Below are 17,293 nucleotides of genomic sequence, written 5' to 3' on the forward strand. Positions count from 1 at the left end.
GAGTGACATGAGCAAGCCGTTTACGGGCGTAAAGGTCGTCGATTTCACGCGCGTACTGGCGGGGCCCTACAGCTCCTACCAGCTCGCCCTGCTCGGCGCCGACGTGGTCAAGATCGAGTCGCGCGAAGGCGACGACATGCGCTTCGGCACCCGGTCCAACGACTGGGAGAAGCGCGGCCTGGCGGCGCCCTGGGTCGCGGTGAACGGCAACAAGCGCTCGATCACGCTCGATCTCAAGCAGCCCAAGGCGATCGAGGTCGTCAAGCGCCTGGTCGAGACCGCGGACGTGGTCGTCGAGAATTTCCGGCCGGGCGTGATGGACAAGCTCGGCATCGGTTACGAGACGCTGAAGAAGATCAATCCGAAGCTGATCTACTGCGCCGTGTCGGGCTTCGGGCAGGTCGGCCCTGAGTCCAAGACCGCAGCCTTCGATGGCATGATCCAGGCCATGTCCGGCCTGATGTCGATCACCGGCTTCGAGAACAATGGCCCCACACGCGTGGGTTTCGCCGGTGCCGACGTGATGTCGGGCGCGACCGCGGCGCTGGGCATCGCGTCGGCGCTGTACCAGCGCACGCATACCGGCAAGGGCCAGCTCGTCGACGTCGCCATGATCGACTCCGTGATGGGCTATCTCGCCCAGCAGTTCACCGAGCATCTGATGACCGGCCGCGTCCACGGTCAGGCCGCCAACCTGTCGGTGACGCGCAAGCCCACGGGCAATCTCTTCAAGACGAAGGACGGCTGGATCGTGCTGGCCGTCATGACCGATCCGCAGTTCAAGCGCCTGATGAAGGTGCTGGGCCACGAAGAGGTGCTGGACGATCCGCGCTTCGTCGACTGGGGCACGCGCATCGCCAACAACACTGCCCTGCACGAAATCGTCGAAGGGGCGATGAAGACCGAGGATTCGGGGGTCTGGATCGAGCGGTTCGCCAAGGCCGACGTGCCGGCCGGCCGCGTGCACAGCATCCCCGAGACCGCGCAGCTCGACCTCTTCAAGCACCGCACGGTGCTGCAGACGGTCGAGACCGAGCATGGACCGATCAAGGTCGTCGGCTCGGGCTTCCGGCTGGAACATGGCGGCGGCTCGATCGACCGCCCGCCGGCGACGCTCGGCCAGCATACCGACGAGGTGCTGAAGGAAGCCGGCTATTCCGACGCCGACATCGCCGAGATGCGCAGCGCGCTGGTCGTCTAGCTTTTGTCATCCTGAGCGAAGCGAAGGATCTCACGCAAGCAAAGTAGCCGTCTGGTCGCTCGGCTAGGTCCTTCGCTGCGCTCAGCACGACGATAACCCAGCAAGAGTGCCGTCACTTTCGCAGGCGCGGACCTTTCCAGGTCAGCTCGTAATTCAGCTGCACGCGGTACTCCGTATAGGAGGTGACCGTATTGTCGAGGTACTGGTCAACGAAGGCGACGCGGTTGCGCAGATTGAACGGTTTCAGCCAATCGGGCGCGTTCGGCATGGCGTCGCCCCTGATGGCCAGTTCGAGATCGTACTCCCAGTTGTTGGACAGCGACGCGTGCGTCTGGGGATTGACCGAGTTGCCGCCGTAGGTCGCCGTCGCGAGGAAGACGAAACCCGGCAGGCCCACGCCCTTGAAGTCGTAGCTGGCGCCCGCCGTCACCGCCATCTCGCCGGCCCGGTTGAAGTCCAGCGACTGCATCTTGTTGTAGCCGATGAAGATGCCGTATGGGTTGCGCCAGGCCGCGGCCGAGCCGATTTGGGTATATGAGACGCGGAAGGCCATCGGGCCCCAGAACGCATCGGCGCGGAAGCCGCCCCAGAAGGTGCTGAAGGGCTGGCCGGTGAGGAGGTTCATGCCGTTGCTGCCCTGCACGGCGAACTGGCCGGCGAGCTGCACGCGCAAATCCCCGTTCACCTTGATCGTGCCGCCGACATCGGCGTAGCTCGACCACAGAATATCCGGGACATAATACGTCGAAGCGCGGACCTGCACCTCGTTCATGTCGCCGTACTTCACGCTGAAGAGGCCCATGCCCTTGTTCACGTGCGACGCGCCGGCTGCTTGGCCCATGTTGATGAAGGCGGAGGCGTCGCGGGGTTTCATGGCGGCCACGTAGCCCGCGAAGTAGTTGACCGGTCCGAGCACGCCGCGCAGCGCATAGGCCTCGAACGTCTGCGGGATCTCGCGATTGTCGCGTGGATTGACCTCGAGTTCGTCGACAATCTGCCGGAAGACCGTGGCCGTCTGCCTATTCCAGCGGGCCGAGGCGTAGGCCTGGCCCAGGGTGAAGAAGCCGTATCCACCGCGCTTGAGAAGCGACGTGCCGTCGGAGGTGGTGATACGGCCCTGCGGTGCCCAGAGGGGTTGGGTCGTGTAACCGACGGCGCCGAGCTGCAGCGTGTCGTAGAACCATCCTGTCTGCAGGCCCACCCAGCCGCCGGTGACGGCGGCGGCCAGGCTGGGAGGCCTCTGGTTCTGTCGGTCGAACAGGTAGCTGCGCAGGTGCAGGACGGCTGTCGCCTCATCGTAGAGAAAGCGCTGCAGTTCCACGCCGAGCCGGGACGTCGGTGCCTCCGCGGGCGGTGCGCTTTCCTGCGCAAAGGCGGATTGCACCGGCGCCATCGCGAGCAGGGCCAATGCCAGCCCGCCCGGCTTGCCAGCTGACGTCACTGTTCGCATCATTGGCTTCCCCTCTCCGGGGGAGTTTCTAAGGGGGTCACGTCAAGTGAGCATATCCTGAGCCTTGACAGGTGCAGCATTACATTCTCGCCCGCTCGGAAATCCCGAAAGATTCACTCGAGGCGTGAACGCTCCAGGGAGCGTCGAGAAGTCTCTTTTGTCGTCCTGCGCGCAGCGAAGGGATCGCACGCCGGGCTCGTCGTCGTCTGGGCATTCCGTTAGGTGCTTCGCGCCGCTCGGGGCGACAGTAGCGCCTTTACAGACGAAGGCGCGGACCCTTCCAGGTCAGCTCGTAGTTCAGCTGCACGCGGTACTCCGTATAGGAGGTGACCGTGTTGTTGAGGTACTGATCCACGAAGGCGACGCGGTTGCGCAGATTGAACGGCTTCAGCCAACCCGGCGCGTTCGGCAGGGCGTCGCCCTTGATGGCCAGTTCGAGGTCGTATTCCCAGTTGTTGGATAGCGACATGTGCGTCTGGGGATTGACCGAGTTGCCGCCGTAGGTCGCCGTCGCGAGGAAGATCACGCCGGGAAGACCAGCGCCCTTGAAATCGTAGCTGGCGCCAGCGGTCACGGCCATTTCGCCGGCCCGGTTGAAGTCCAGCGACTGCATCTTGTTGTAGCCTATGAAGATACCGTAGGGGTTACGCCAGGCCGCGGCCGAGCCGATCTGCGTGTAGGACACGCGGAAGGCCATCGGGCCCCAGAAGGCATCGGCGCGGAAGCCGCCCCAGAAAGTGCTGAAGGGCGTACCGGTGAGAAGGTTGAGGCCGTTGCTGCCCTGCACGGCGAACTGCGCGGCGAGCGCGACGCGGAGCTCTTCGTTCACCCTGATGGTGCCGCCGACATCGGCGTAGCTCGACCACAGGATGTCCGGGACGTAGTAGGTCGAGGCGCGGACCTGCAGGTCGTTCATGCTGCCGTACTTGGCGCTGAAGAGGCCCATGCCCTTGTTCACGTTCGGCGCGCCGGCCGCTTCCCCCATGTTGATGAAGGCTGAGTAGTCGCGCGGCTTCATGGCGGCGACGTAGCCTGCAAAGTAATTGACCGGCCCGAGCGCGCCGCGCAGCGCATAGGCCTCGAAGGTCTGCGGGATCTCGCGGTCGTCGCGCGGATTTACTTCGAGTTCGTCGACATACTGACGGAAGACCGTGACGGTCTGCTTGTTCCAGCGGGCCGAAGCGTAGGCCTGGCCGAGGGTGAAGTAACCGTATCCCCCCGGCTTGAGCAGCGAAGTCCCGTCGGAGGTGGTGTCGCGGCCCTGCGGTGCCCAGACCGGCTGTGTCGTGTAGCCAACCGCGCCGAGCTGCAGCGTGTCGTAGAACCATCCGGTCTGCAGGCCCACCCAACCGCCGGTGACGGCGGCGGCCAGGCTGGGCGGCTTCTGGTTCTGACGGTCGAACAGGTAGCTGCGCAGATGCAGCACGGCCGTCGCGTCGTCGTAGAGAAAGCGCTGCAGTTCGCCCTTGAGACCATCGGCGAGCAGGGCTTCCGGGGAGGGATCGGGCGTCTGGGCAAAAACGGCCGGTGCCGGCAGGGCCAGCGACGCCAGGACCACACCGCCGGCTAGCCGCATTGCGCGCATTGACGTCCCCGATCCTTTCGAACCCGGTCGACGCTAGAAGGCGGCGGTTAAGGAATTGCGCAATTGGCAGGACAATTTGCGAAAGCTTGTGATCGGCTGTCAGGCGACCTAAGCTGTTGACTGTCCAAGGGGGGTCCCGACAAGGGGCTGAGATACCGATGGTCGCCAGTCCAACTGGCGTCGGCGCGGTGACCCTTTGAACCTGATCCGGGTCATGCCGGCGAAGGGAATGGATACATCCTTTGCGCGACAACACCGGATCTCCGTCTGCCAACCAGCCACGGGAGATCCATCATGGACACCATCGTCACCACGACCGCCCCGACCGTCACGACGGGGCCGCTGCCTGCATCCCGCAAGGTCTACGCAACGCCCGAGGCCGCCCCCGACCTGCGCGTTCCCCTGCGCGAGATCGAGCTGTCGTCGCCTGCCGAGCCGCCGGTACGCGTCTACGACACGACCGGCCCCTATACCGACACCGAGGTTGCGATCGACGTGCGCAAGGGCCTCGCCCAGACGCGGCGGGCCTGGGTCCTGGAGCGCGGCGGCGTCGAGGACTATGCCGGTCGTGCGATCCAACCGATCGACAACGGCAACGTGAAGGAATCGGTGCTGCGGCCGTTTCTCCATACGCCGCGGCCGTTGCGCGGCCTCGACGGCAAGCCGATCACGCAGTTCGAATGGGCACGGGCCGGCGTGATCACCAAGGAGATGATCTACGTCGCGGCGCGCGAGAATCTCGGCCGCAAGCAGGTTCTCGATGGCGCCGAGGCGCGGCTGGCGGACGGCGAGAGCTTCGGCGCGGCGCTGCCGGCGTTCATCACGCCGGAGTTCGTGCGCCAGGAAATCGCCTCCGGTCGCGCCATCATCCCGGCCAACATCAACCACACCGAACTCGAGCCGATGATCATCGGCCGGAATTTCCTGGTGAAGATCAACGCCAACATCGGCAACTCGGCCGTTTCCTCGTCGATGGAGGAAGAGGTCGAGAAGATGGTGTGGGCGATCCGCTGGGGCGCCGACACCGTCATGGACCTCTCGACGGGCCGCAACATCCACGACACGCGCGAATGGATCGTGCGCAATGCGCCGGTGCCGATCGGCACCGTGCCGATCTACCAGGCGCTGGAGAAGGTGGGCGGCGACCCGACGAAGCTGTCCTGGGAAGTCTTCCGCGACACGCTGATCGAACAGGCCGAGCAGGGTGTCGACTACTTCACCATCCATGCCGGCGTGCGCCTCGCGCACGTGCCGCTGACGGCCAGCCGGGTCACCGGAATCGTGAGCCGCGGCGGCTCGATGATGGCGCAGTGGTGCCTCACCGAGCATCGCGAGAGCTTCCTCTACGAGCATTTCGGCGACATCTGCGACATCATGCGCAAGTACGATGTCTCCTTCTCGCTGGGCGACGGGCTCCGGCCGGGCTGCAACGCCGACGCCAACGACGCCGCACAGTTCGCCGAGCTGGAGACCCTGGGCGAACTCACCAAGGTCGCCTGGGACAAGGGCTGCCAGGTCATGATCGAGGGGCCTGGCCACGTGCCCATGCACAAGATCAAGGCCAACATGGACAAGCAGCTCCGCGAATGCGGCGAGGCGCCGTTCTACACGCTGGGGCCGCTCGTCACCGACATCGCGCCGGGCTACGACCACATCACCTCGGGCATCGGCGCCGCGATGATCGGCTGGTTCGGTACGGCGATGCTCTGTTACGTGACGCCCAAGGAGCATCTCGGCCTGCCGGATCGAGATGATGTGAAGGTCGGGGTCATCACCTACAAGATAGCGGCTCATGCCGCCGATCTGGCGAAGGGCCATCCGGCGGCCCGCCTGCGCGACGATGCCCTGTCCCGGGCGCGGTTCGACTTCCGCTGGCGCGACCAGTTCAACCTCTCGCTCGATCCCGCCACGGCCGAGAAGTTCCACGACGAGACGATGCCCAAGGAGGCCCACAAGACCGCGCATTTCTGCTCGATGTGCGGTCCGAAGTTCTGCTCCATGCGTATCACCCAGGACATTCGGGACTACGCGAAGAAAGGCATGGACGAGATGAGCGCCAAATTCCGTGCCGGGGGCGGCAGCCTCTACGTCGAGGGCAAGCCCGTCGAATAGGGACGTTTTAGTTCGGGGTCCGAGGGGTCTTTTCGGCCTCTCGGACGTTGCACTCCCCGGTCTGCGCCTGTCGCCTTGCGTCTGCCATTTACGTGGGGGAGACTCCGCGCGCTCAGCTCGTATGTGAAACGGGCTGTATATTCTGGGGTGTGTTGGACAAATGAAGCGGCTGCGAACCCTCCTCGGGATCGGTTTCGGGCTGGCCATCGTGGCTGGCGCGGGCTGGTACATATCGCAGTCCGGCACTGCATCACCGCCTCGTCAGGGGGGCCGTTTTGCCGCCGGCGCGGCGGTGCCCGTGGGCCTGGCGACCGCCAGCAAGGGCGAAATCCCCATCGTGCTGCGCGCGCTGGGCACCGTGACGCCGCTCCAGACCGTCAACGTGAAGACCCAGATCACCGGTCAGCTCACCGAGGTCTACTTCCAGGAAGGCCAGATGGTGAAGAAGGGCGAGCTGCTCGCCCAGGTCGATCCGCGGCCCTACGACGTGGCCCTGCAGCAGGCGATCGGCCAGCAGCAGCGCGACGAGGCGCTGCTCAAGAACGCGCAGATGGACCTCGAACGCTATCGCAAGCTGGTGCAGCAGGACTCGATCGCGCGGCAGCAATACGACACGCAGACGTCGCTGGTCCGCCAGTACGAGGCGGCACTGGTCATCGACCAGGCGCAGGTCGACGCCGCCAAGCTCAACGTCACCTACACGCGGATCGTCGCGCCGCTCACCGGTAAGATCGGCCTGCGCATGGTCGACAAGGGCAACTACGTCACCATGGGCGACGCGAGCAGCATCTGCGTGATCATCCAGGTGCAGCCGATCTCGGTCCTGTTCACGATTCCCGAAGATTCCCTGCCGCTGGTGCGTCAACGGCTGAAGACCGGCGAGAATCTCGAAGTACGCGCCCTCGATCGTTCGCAGAAGAACGAGCTGGCCGTCGGTCGCCTGGACACCACGGACAATGTGATCGACCAGACGACCGGCACCGTGAAGCTGCGCGCGATCTTCGACAATGCCGATGAATCCCTGTTCCCCAACCAGTTCGTGAACATCCGCCTGCTGGCCGACACGGTGAAGGATGCCGTCGTCGTGCCGGTCGCGGCCATCCAGCGCGGCCAGCCCGGCACCTTCGTGTACCTGGCGAAGGCCGACGATTCGGTGGAGATCCGCGTCGTCGAACTCGGGGCGACGGACGGCGAGAAGGTGGCGATCCTCAAGGGCCTCCAGGTCGGCGACCAGGTCGTGATCGACGGTGTCGACCGCCTGCGCGACGGCGCCAAGATCCGCAAGCCGACTCCCACGCCGCGCGCCTCGGCCGGTTCGCCGGTCGCCAACGCGCCGCCCGACGCCCAGGCGCCCAACGCGCCGGCAGAGGGGCAGCGCCGCCGGCAGCAGGCCAATGGCGGCGCCGGAGCGCCTCCCGGCAGCGGCGTCGGCCGGCCGGCTACGCAAACCAACCAGTAGAGCGGCCGCGACATGAATCCGTCGCGGATCTTCATCGAACGGCCCGTCGCAACCTCGCTTTTCATGGTTGCGATCATGCTGGTCGGCATCATCGCGTATCGTTTCCTCCCGCTGTCGGCCTTGCCGCAGGTCGACTACCCCACGATCCGGGTCCTGACGCTCTATCCAGGCGCCAGCCCGGAGGTGATGACCACCTCGGTCACCGCGCCGCTGGAACGCCAGTTCGGGCAGATGCCGGGCCTCAACCAGATGACGTCGACCAGCTCGGCCGGCGCCTCGTCGATCACCCTGCAGTTCGACCTCAAGCTCGGGCTCGACATCGCGGAGCAGCAGGTCCAGGCCGCCATCAATGCCGCCGGCAATCTCCTGCCGGGCGACCTGCCGTCACCGCCGATCTACGCCAAGTTCAATCCGGCCGACGCGCCGGTGTTGACACTCGCGGTCACCTCCAAGAGCGAACCGCTCACCAAGGTGCACGACCTGGTCGACACGCGCCTCGCCCAGAAGATCTCGCAGCTTCCCGGCGTCGGCCTGGTCAATCTCGAGGGCGGACAGAAGCCCGGCGTGCGCATCCGCGCCAACCCCGCGGCGCTCGCCGCCTACGGCCTCAACATCGACGACCTGCGCACCACGATCTCCAACGCCAACGTCAACACGCCCAAGGGCAATTTCGACGGGCCGGCGCGGGCCCTCACCATCAACGCCAACGACCAGATCACCGATCCCGACACGTTCCGCGACATCATCGTGGCCTATCGCAACGGCGCGCCGGTGCGCATCCGCGACGTGGCCACGGTCGAGGAAGGCCAGGAGAACACCCGGATCGCGGCCTGGGCGAACAACACCCAGGCGGTGATCGTGAACGTCCAGCGCCAGCCGGGCGCCAACGTCATCGAGGTCGTGGACCGCATCAAGGCGCTGCTGCCGACCCTGCGGGAGACGCTCCCCAATTCGCTGGACATCACCGTCCTGACCGACCGGACGCTGACCATCCGGGCTTCCGTCCGCGACGTGCAGATCGAACTGTGCTTCGCCGTCATCCTGGTCGTGGCGGTGATCTTTGCCTTCCTGGGCGATGCGCGGGCGACGATCATCCCGAGCCTCTCGGTGCCCTTGTCGCTCGTCGGCACGCTGGCGGTGATGTACCTCGCCGATTTCAGCCTCAACAACCTGTCAATCATGGCGCTCACCATCGCCACGGGCTTCGTGGTCGACGACGCCATCGTGATGATCGAGAACATCGCGCGCTACATCGAGCGCGGCGAGGATCCGAAGGCGGCGGCGCTCAAGGGCTCGAAACAGATCGCCTTCACGGTCGTGTCGCTCACCGTCTCGCTGATCGCGGTGCTGATCCCGCTGCTGTTCATGAGCGACGTGGTCGGCCGCCTGTTCAGCGAGTTCGCCGTCACCCTGTCCGTCACCATCCTGATCTCCGCCGTGGTGTCGCTCACCCTCGTGCCGATGCTGTGCGCCCAGTTCCTGCGCCAGCGGCCGCATGCGCCGGCGGCACCGCAGGACAAGGCGCCGATCGCCACGGCCGAGTCCGAGACGATGGGCACGGGATGGTTTTCCCGCGTCATCCGCTTCTACGATCGCTGCCTGATCGTGGTGTTCCGGCATCAGGCGCTGACGCTGCTGGTCGCGGTCGGCACGGTGGTCCTGACGGTGGTGCTCTATATCGTCATTCCCAAGGGCTTCTTCCCGGTTCAGGACACCGGCCTGATCCAGGCGGTGACGGAAGGACCGCAGAGCGTGTCCTTCGCCTCGATGAGCGAGCGCCAGCGTGCCCTGGCCGAGGCGATCCTCAAGGATTCCGACGTCGAAAGCCTGACGTCCTTCGTGGGCGTCGACGGCACCAATCCGACCCTCAACTCGGGCCGCATGCTGATCAACCTGAAGCCGCGCGGCGAACGCTCGCTGACGGCGACCCAGGTGATCCGCCGGCTGCAGCGCGAGACCTCGGGAGTCCAGGGCATCTCGCTCTACATGCAGCCGGCCCAGGATCTCACGATCGATTCGGCGGTCAGCCGCACGCAGTACCAGTTCGTCCTCGAATCGGCCAACGCGGCCGAGTTCGATACCTGGGTGCCGCGCCTGATGGATCGCCTGGAGAAGCTGCCGGAACTCGTCGACGTGACGAGCGACCTGCAGAACAAGGGCCTGTCGATGTTCATCCGCATCGACCGGGATGCGGCGGCGCGCTTCGGCATCACCGCCGCCACGGTCGACAACGTGCTCTACGACGTGTTCGGCCAGCGCATCGTGTCGACCGTCTACACGCAGTCCAACCAGTATCGGGTCATCTACGAGGTCGAGCCCGAGATGGCCCGCTCGATCGCCTCGCTCAACGATCTCTATCTGCCGAGTTCGACGGGCACCAAGCAGGTGCCGCTGTCGGCGATCGCGACGTTCGAGGAGCGCACCGCGCCGCTGCGTCTCGACCGGTTCGGCCAGTTCCCGGCCACCACCATCTCCTTCAACCTGGCGCAGGGCTTCGCGCTGGGTCAGGCGGTCGACGCCATCGTCGCCGCCCAGCATGAGATCGGCATGCCGCGCTCGATCACGACGCATTTCCAGGGCGCGGCGCTGGCCTTCCAGAAGTCGCTCGACAGCCAGCTCCTCCTGATCCTGGCCGCCATCGTCACCGTCTACATCGTGCTGGGCGTGCTCTACGAGAGCTACATCCATCCGATCACGATCCTCTCGACCCTGCCCTCGGCGGGCATCGGCGCGCTGCTCGCCCTCATGCTGGCCGGCACCGACCTCAGCATCGTGGCCATCATCGGCATCGTGCTGCTGATCGGCATCGTGAAGAAGAACGCGATCATGATGATCGACTTCGCGCTCGACGCCGAACGCAATGAAGGAAAGACCCCGCGCGAGGCGATCCACCAGGCCTGCCTGCTGCGCTTCCGGCCGATCCTGATGACCACGGTGGCGGCCCTCGTCGGCGCGCTGCCGCTGATGCTGGGCAGCGGCACGGGCTCGGAGCTGCGCCAGCCGCTCGGCCTCACCATCGTCGGCGGCCTGATCGTCAGCCAGATGCTGACGCTCTTCACCACGCCGGTGATCTATCTCGCCTTCGACCGGCTGGGACGCCGCCTGCGCGGCATGCCGATCGACACGCCGCTCCATCCCGTGCGCGCCGAGGCGGGAGAGGGCACGCCGTGAACCTGTCGGCGCCCTTCATCGCGCGCCCCGTCGCCACGACCCTGCTGACGATCGGGCTGGCGCTCGCCGGACTGGTGGCGTTCTTCGGCCTGCCGGTCTCGCCGTTGCCCAAGATCGACTTCCCGACCATCCAGGTCACGGCGACCCTGCCGGGCGCGTCGCCGGAGACGGTGGCGACCAGCGTGACGACACCTCTCGAACGGCGGCTCGGAGCGATCGCGGGCGTCAGCGAGATCACCTCGTCCAGCACCGTGGGCAATTCGCGCATCACCCTGCAGTTCGACCTGTCGCGCGACATCGACGGCGCCGCCCGCGACGTCCAGGCAGCCATCAGCGCTGCCCGTGCGGACATGCCGACCGACCTGCGCAGCAATCCGCAGTACCGCAAGATCAATCCCGCGGATGCACCGGTCATGGTGATCGCGCTGACCTCGAACACGCTGGGCCAGGGCCGGCTGTTCGATGCCGGCTCCAACATCCTGCAGCAGAAACTCAGCCAGGTGAGCGGCGTCGGCCAGGTGCAGCTGGGCGGCAGTTCGCTGCCGGCGGTGCGGGTCGAGCTCAACCCGACGGCGCTCAACAAATACGGGATCGGCCTTGAAAGCGTGCGTGCGGCGCTGGCCGCCGCCAATGCCAACTCGCCCAAGGGCGCCATCGAGGTCGGCGACCGGCGCTTCCAGATCTATTCCAACGACCAAGCGACCGTCGCCGCCGAGTACCGCTCGCTCATCATCGCCTGGCGCAACGGGGCGCCGGTCCGGCTCTCGGACGTGGCGGAGGTCATCGATTCGACGGAGAACATCCGCAACGAAGGCCAGGCCAACGGCAAGCGTTCGGTGCTGGTCATCATCTACAAGCAGCCCAACGCGAACATCATCGAGACGGTCGACGAGATAAAGGCGCTGCTGCCCGAGCTGCAGGCCTCGATGCCGAACGACGTCGAGCTTCAGGTGGTGAGCGACCGCACGACCACGATTCGGGCCGCTCTCAAGGAAGTCGAGCAGGCGCTGGTGATCGGCGTCGTCCTGGTCGTGCTGGTAACCTTCGCCTTCCTGCGCTCGGCCCGCGCCGGCTTCATCGCCGCGGTGACCGTTCCGGTATCGCTGGTCGCCACCTTCGGCGGCATGTACCTGCTGGGCTTCAGCCTGAACAACCTGTCGCTGATGGCGCTGACCATCGCGGCGGGTTTCGTGGTCGACGACGCGATCATCGTGCTCGAGAACGTGACCCGCCATCTCGAGGACGGCATGTCGCGGATCGAGGCGGCGCTGAAAGGCGCGCGCGAGGTCGGCTTCACCGTCGTTTCGATGAGCATCTCGCTGATCGCCGTCTTCATCCCGATCCTGCTGATGGGCGGCATCGTCGGCCGGCTGTTCCGCGAGTTCGCCGTGACCCTGTCGGTGGCCATCCTCATCTCCATGGTCGTGTCGCTGACCACCACACCGATGATGTGCGCCCACGTTCTGCGGGCACCGGGCGCGAATCACAAACCCGGCTTCTTCGCCCGCCTGAGCGAGCGCGGCCTGGGCGGGCTGCAGCGCCTCTACGGCCGCAGCCTCGGGCTGGTGCTGCGCCATCCGCTGCTCACCATGTTCGTGTTCCTGGCGACCGTGCTGCTCAACATCCATCTCTACGTGACAATTCCCAAGGGCTTCTTTCCGCAGCAGGACACCGGCCGCATCATGGGCGGCATCCGCGCCGACCAGAGCATTTCCTTCCAGGCGATGCGCCGCAAGTTCCGCCAGTTCGTCGAGATCGTGCGCTCCGATCCGGCAATCGAGAGCGTGGCCGGCTTCACCGGTGGCGGCCAGACGAATTCGGGATTCCTCTTCGCGACCCTCAAGCCGCTCGCCGAACGCGACGCCACGGCCGACCAGGTGATTGCGCGGCTGCGTCCCAAGCTCAACCAGGTCCCCGGCGCCATGCTGTTCCTGCAGGCCGTGCAGGACATCCGTGTGGGCGGGCGCCAGGGCAATGCGCAGTACCAGTTCACCCTGCAGGCCGACTCGCTGCCCGATCTCTATACCTGGGGGCCGCGGCTCACCCAGGCGCTGCAGGCCGACACCTCGGTGATCACCGACGTCGATTCCGACCAGCAGCAGCGCGGGCTGCAGCTCAACCTGACGATCGACCGCGACGCGGCGAGTCGTCTCGGCATATCGACGCGCAGCATTTCGGCGACGCTCTACGATGCCTTCGGCCAGCGTCAGGTCTCGACCATCTACAACGCCCTCAACCAGTATCACGTGGTCATGGAAGTGGCGCCGCAATGGTGGGAGAGCCCCGAGTCGCTCAAGGACATCTATGTCAGCAAGTCCGGCGGGGCCTTGAGCGGCACGCAGTCGACCGGCGGCATCGCCTCCTCGACCACGACTTCCACGTCGAGCGGGGCGGCCGGCACCGGCGCGCAGACCATCGATCCGGCCCAGGCGGCCCGCAATCTGCGCACCAACCAGATCGCCGCCAGCGGCCGCAGTTCGGCGTCCACGGGGGCCGCGGTCAGCACGACGCCGGAGACGCTGGTGCCGCTGTCGGCGGTGACGCGCTGGGATTACGGCACGACGCCGCTCGCCGTGAACCATCAGAGCATGTTCGTGGCCAGCACCGTTTCCTTCAACCTGGCGCCGGGCAAGACGTTGAGCGATGCCGTGCAGTTCGTGAACGATACGATGCGCGACATCGGCGTCCCCACCACCCTGCACGGGGCCTTCCAGGGCACGGCCCGCGCCTTCCAGGATTCGCTCAACAACCAGCTGCTGCTGGTGCTGGCGGCGCTGGCGGCCGTCTACATCGTGCTGGGCATTCTCTACGAGAGCTACATCCATCCCATCACGATCCTCTCGACCCTGCCGTCGGCCGGCATCGGCGCGCTGCTCGCGCTGAAATTCACCGGCGTGGAGTTCAGCATCATCGCCATGATCGGCGTGCTGCTGCTGATCGGCATCGTGAAGAAGAACGCCATCATGATGATCGACGTCGCGCTCGAGCGCGAACGCGGCGAGGGACTCGAGCCTGCGGTGGCGATCCACCAGGCCGCGCTCCTGCGCTTCCGGCCGATCCTCATGACGACCATGGCGGCAATCCTCGGCGCCCTGCCGCTGGCCATCGGCTACGGCGATGGCGCGGAATTGCGTCGCCCCCTCGGCATCTCGATTATCGGCGGCCTCATCGTGAGTCAGATCCTGACCTTGTACACCACACCCGTGATCTATCTTTATCTCGACCGCTTCCGCCGCCGCGACCGCGAACAGCCGAGCCGCGTCGCGCGCGCCATGGGTAGCGGCGGAGTGCCGGCATGAGGCGCAGCGCGGCGCTTCTTCCCCTGCTGCTGGTCTCGGGCTGCCTCGTCGGGCCGGACTACGAGCGCGCGCCGCCGGCCAGTGCGGTGGCGCCGCAGTACAAGGAAGCCGAGCTGCCGCCGGGTACGGCTTCGCTGTTCCGTCCGGCCCAGCCGAGCGACGGCGCGGATCGCGGGCACTGGTGGCGGGTCTACGGCGATCCGACTCTCGACAGGCTGGCCGCCCAGATCGACGTCTCCAACCAGAACCTGAAGGTCTTCGAGGCCAACTATCGCCGGGCGCGGGCGACCATCCGGCAGGATCAGTCGGCGCTCTATCCCAGCATCACCGGGACCGGGTCGGCCCAGCAGACCGGCACCGGCGGCCAGCGCGGCACCAGCACCAGCAGCACCTCGACGGTGACGCGGTACGATTCCACGGTGGGCCAGTTCTCGACCGGCGGCACGCTCACCTGGGAGATCGACCTGTGGGGCACGTTGCGCCGCCAGGTCGAGAGCGATTCGGCGTCAGCGCAGGCCAGCGATGCCGATCTGGCCAATGCGCGGCTCTCGGCGCAGACCGATCTCGTGACGAACTATGCCTCGCTGCGCATCTCCGACGATCGCAAGCGGCTCTACGAGGCGACCGTCGCGGCCTATCTGCGCTCGATGCAGATCGCCCAGAACCAGGTCGACGCCGGCATCGTCTCGCGGGTCGACCTCGTGCAGGCCCAGACGCAGTATGAACAGACGCGCGCGCAGCTCGTGAACGAAGCCATCAACCGGGCGCTGCTCGAACATGCGATCGCGCTCCTGGTCGGCAAGGCGCCGTCGGAGGTGACCATCGAACCGGGCCCGACGCTGCTCACCGTGCCCACGGTCGATTCGGGCGTGCCCTCGACCCTGCTGGAGCGGCGGCCCGACATTGCCGCGGCCGAGCGCCAGATGGCGGCAGCCAATGCGCAGATCGGCGTTGCCAAAGGGGCCTACTATCCGCAGATCTCGCTCGGCGCGACGATCGGCTTCCTGAGCGGCGGGCTGGGGTCGCTGCTGCAGCTCGGCACCGCCGCCTGGTCGGTCGGGCCGCAGGTCGCCGGCACACTGGTCGACGGCGGCGGCATCGCGGCGCAGGTGCAGGGCGCGCGCGCCAGCTACGACGCCGCGGTCGCCACCTATCGCCAGACCATCCTGACGGCGTTCCAGCAGGTCGAGGACGCGCTTGCGCAACAGCGCATCCTGGTCGCGCAGGAGCAGGTGCAGCGTGCCGCCGTTGCGGCGGCCCGTGAGGCCGAGCGGCTCTCCCTCAACCAGTATCGGGTCGGCACCGTGCCCTACACGACCGTGGTGCAGACTCAAACCGCGGCGCTGTCCGCCGAGCAGACCCTGCTCACCATCCGCCTCAACCGGCTCACGGCCAGCGCCAACCTCGTGAAGGCGCTGGGCGGCGGCTGGCGACAGGAAGACTTGCCGCCGCCGGTACCGATCGGTGGCCTGAAGCAGGCCAATCCGGCGCCGCCGGCTTTCCCGCCGCCCGCCGGCCAGACGACAGCCGCCCCGCGGCAGTAGAGAAAATTTTGCTTCTCCGGTCGCGGCCGGCAGGCCCGACCTGTCGTCCGCTTGTCGGACGTCGGCAGCCAATCCCTTTGACTGCGACGCCGCTTGCCGTGAGTTTGGCTGCTCCTCGCAACCCAGCAGGCCGATCATGACCAGTTCCCGCCATCCCGAGACCCTGTCGCTGCATGCCGGCTGGCGCGCCGACGCCACGACCGGCTCGGTCGCCGTGCCGATCCATCAGACGACGTCCTATCAGTTCCGCGATACCGAGCACGCGTCGAACCTGTTTGCGCTGAAGGAGCTCGGCAACATCTACACCCGCATCGGCAATCCGACGCTGGACGTGCTGGAGCAGCGCATCGCGGCCCTGGAAGGCGGCGCCGCGGCGCTGGCCGTGAGCTCGGGGCAGGCGGCCTCGGCCTTCGCGATCCAGAACCTGGCCAAGGCCGGCGACAATATCGTGAGCTCGACCGACCTCTACGGCGGCACGTGGAACCTGTTCGCCCATACGCTGAAGGACCAGGGCATCGAGGTCCGCTTCGTCGATCCGGCCGATCCGCAGGCCTTTGCCCGCGCCACCGACGATCGCACCCGGGCCTACTATGCCGAGACGCTGCCCAACCCGAAGCTTGCGGTCTTCCCGATCAAGGAAGTGGCCGATATCGGCCGGCCGCTCGGTATTCCGCTGATCGTCGACAATACGGCGGCGCCGCTCCTGGCACGGCCGTTCGATCACGGTGCGGCGGTCGTCGTCTATTCCGGCACCAAGTATCTCGGCGGACACGGCACGTCGATCGCCGGCCTGATCGTCGATGGCGGCAATTTCGACTGGGCGGCGCATCCCGCGCGCCAGCCGGCGTTGAACACGCCGGACCCCAGCTATCACGGCGCCGTCTGGGTCGAGGCGGTGAAGGCGATCGGCCCGGTGGCCTACATCATCAAGGCGCGCACGACGCTGCTGCGCGACCTCGGATCGGCGCTGTCGCCGTTCAACGCCTTCCTGATCCTGCAGGGCATCGAGACGGTGACCCTGCGCATGGAACGCCACGTGAAGAATGCCCAGGCGGTCGCCGACTTCCTCGCGAAGCGGCCCGAGGTCGCCAAGGTCATCCACCCGTCGCAGCAGACCGGCGAGAGCCGGCGCCGCGCCGACACCTATCTCAAGGGCGGCTATGGCGGGCTGGTTGGCTTCGAGCTGGCGGCGGGTCGCGAGGCGGGACGGCGCTTCATCGATTCGCTGAAGCTGCTCTATCACGTCGCCAACATCGGCGACGCGCGCAGCCTGGCCATCCATCCGGCCTCGACCACGCACTCCCAGCTCTCGGCGGAAGAGCAGCGCGCGACCGGCGTCTCGGACGGCTATGTGCGGCTGTCGATCGGCCTCGAGCATATCGACGACATCCTCGCCGACCTGTCGCAGGCGCTCGACGCCGCCGGCAAGTAGCGCGCGGTTTGGATTGATCTACCTCCCCCGCCATGCGGGG

At 66.6% G+C, this 17,293-nt stretch carries 9 protein-coding genes and 1 riboswitch; of the genes, 7 read left to right on the forward strand and 2 right to left on the reverse strand.

The features are described 5' to 3' along the window. Positions 1–7: 7 nt before the first annotated feature. Positions 8–1,201, forward strand: coding sequence for a CaiB/BaiF CoA transferase family protein (locus ACP15H_RS25835; protein WP_425068995.1), 1,194 nt, complete (start codon positions 8–10; stop codon positions 1,199–1,201). 112 nt (positions 1,202–1,313) lie between these two features. Here ACP15H_RS25835 and ACP15H_RS25840 read toward each other — a convergent pair whose 3' ends face one another. Together ACP15H_RS25840 and ACP15H_RS25845 are read right to left on the reverse strand one after the other, a co-directional pair. Next, the gene (locus ACP15H_RS25840; protein ID WP_425068996.1) at positions 1,314–2,642 is read right to left on the reverse strand and encodes an OprD family outer membrane porin; all 1,329 of its coding nucleotides are present in this window, start codon (positions 2,640–2,642) and stop codon (positions 1,314–1,316) included. Positions 2,643–2,907: 265 nt separating this feature from the next. Continuing rightward, positions 2,908–4,227, reverse strand: coding sequence for an OprD family outer membrane porin (locus tag ACP15H_RS25845; RefSeq protein WP_425068997.1), 1,320 nt, complete (start codon positions 4,225–4,227; stop codon positions 2,908–2,910). Between the two features lie 126 nt (positions 4,228–4,353). Next, positions 4,354–4,483, forward strand: a riboswitch (TPP riboswitch). Positions 4,484–4,530: 47 nt separating this feature from the next. Between ACP15H_RS25845 and thiC the strand changes: the two genes are divergently transcribed. The 6 genes from thiC (at position 4,531) to ACP15H_RS25875 (ending at position 17,253) form a co-directional block, all read left to right on the forward strand. Beyond that, positions 4,531–6,348 carry a phosphomethylpyrimidine synthase ThiC gene (thiC, locus tag ACP15H_RS25850; protein ID WP_425068998.1) on the forward strand — a complete coding sequence of 606 codons (1,818 nt, stop codon included), beginning with the start codon at positions 4,531–4,533 and terminating at the stop codon, positions 6,346–6,348. Positions 6,349–6,508: 160 nt separating this feature from the next. Continuing rightward, positions 6,509–7,807, forward strand: coding sequence for an MdtA/MuxA family multidrug efflux RND transporter periplasmic adaptor subunit (locus ACP15H_RS25855; RefSeq protein ID WP_425068999.1), 1,299 nt, complete (start codon positions 6,509–6,511; stop codon positions 7,805–7,807). Between the two features lie 12 nt (positions 7,808–7,819). Continuing rightward, entirely contained in the window at positions 7,820–10,978 is a 3,159-nt protein-coding gene (locus tag ACP15H_RS25860; RefSeq protein ID WP_425069000.1) for an MdtB/MuxB family multidrug efflux RND transporter permease subunit, read from the forward strand. Next, positions 10,975–14,277, forward strand: coding sequence for an efflux RND transporter permease subunit (locus ACP15H_RS25865; protein WP_425069001.1), 3,303 nt, complete (start codon positions 10,975–10,977; stop codon positions 14,275–14,277). The genes ACP15H_RS25860 and ACP15H_RS25865 overlap by 4 nt, the downstream gene beginning before the upstream one ends. Further along, the gene (locus ACP15H_RS25870; RefSeq protein ID WP_425069002.1) at positions 14,274–15,821 is read left to right on the forward strand and encodes an efflux transporter outer membrane subunit; all 1,548 of its coding nucleotides are present in this window, start codon (positions 14,274–14,276) and stop codon (positions 15,819–15,821) included. Before ACP15H_RS25865 ends, ACP15H_RS25870 begins: the two co-directional genes overlap by 4 nt. A gap of 136 nt (positions 15,822–15,957) precedes the next feature. Continuing rightward, positions 15,958–17,253 carry an O-acetylhomoserine aminocarboxypropyltransferase/cysteine synthase family protein gene (locus ACP15H_RS25875; protein ID WP_425069003.1) on the forward strand — a complete coding sequence of 432 codons (1,296 nt, stop codon included), beginning with the start codon at positions 15,958–15,960 and terminating at the stop codon, positions 17,251–17,253. Positions 17,254–17,293: the final 40 nt, after the last annotated feature.

Source organism: Reyranella sp., assembly GCF_965249915.1.
Classification (GTDB): domain Bacteria; phylum Pseudomonadota; class Alphaproteobacteria; order Reyranellales; family Reyranellaceae; genus Reyranella.

Excerpts from the sequence above, each read along its gene's own strand:
- ACP15H_RS25835 (WP_425068995.1), top strand. The coding sequence starts at position 8 with ATGAGCAAGCCGTTTACGGGCGTAAAGGTCGTCGATTTCACGCGCGTA.
- ACP15H_RS25845 (WP_425068997.1), bottom strand. The coding sequence starts at position 4,227 with ATGCGGCTAGCCGGCGGTGTGGTCCTGGCGTCGCTGGCCCTGCCGGCA.
- thiC (WP_425068998.1), top strand. The coding sequence starts at position 4,531 with ATGGACACCATCGTCACCACGACCGCCCCGACCGTCACGACGGGGCCG.
- ACP15H_RS25855 (WP_425068999.1), top strand. The coding sequence starts at position 6,509 with ATGAAGCGGCTGCGAACCCTCCTCGGGATCGGTTTCGGGCTGGCCATC.
- ACP15H_RS25860 (WP_425069000.1), top strand. The coding sequence starts at position 7,820 with ATGAATCCGTCGCGGATCTTCATCGAACGGCCCGTCGCAACCTCGCTT.
- ACP15H_RS25870 (WP_425069002.1), top strand. The coding sequence starts at position 14,274 with ATGAGGCGCAGCGCGGCGCTTCTTCCCCTGCTGCTGGTCTCGGGCTGC.
- ACP15H_RS25875 (WP_425069003.1), top strand. The coding sequence starts at position 15,958 with ATGACCAGTTCCCGCCATCCCGAGACCCTGTCGCTGCATGCCGGCTGG.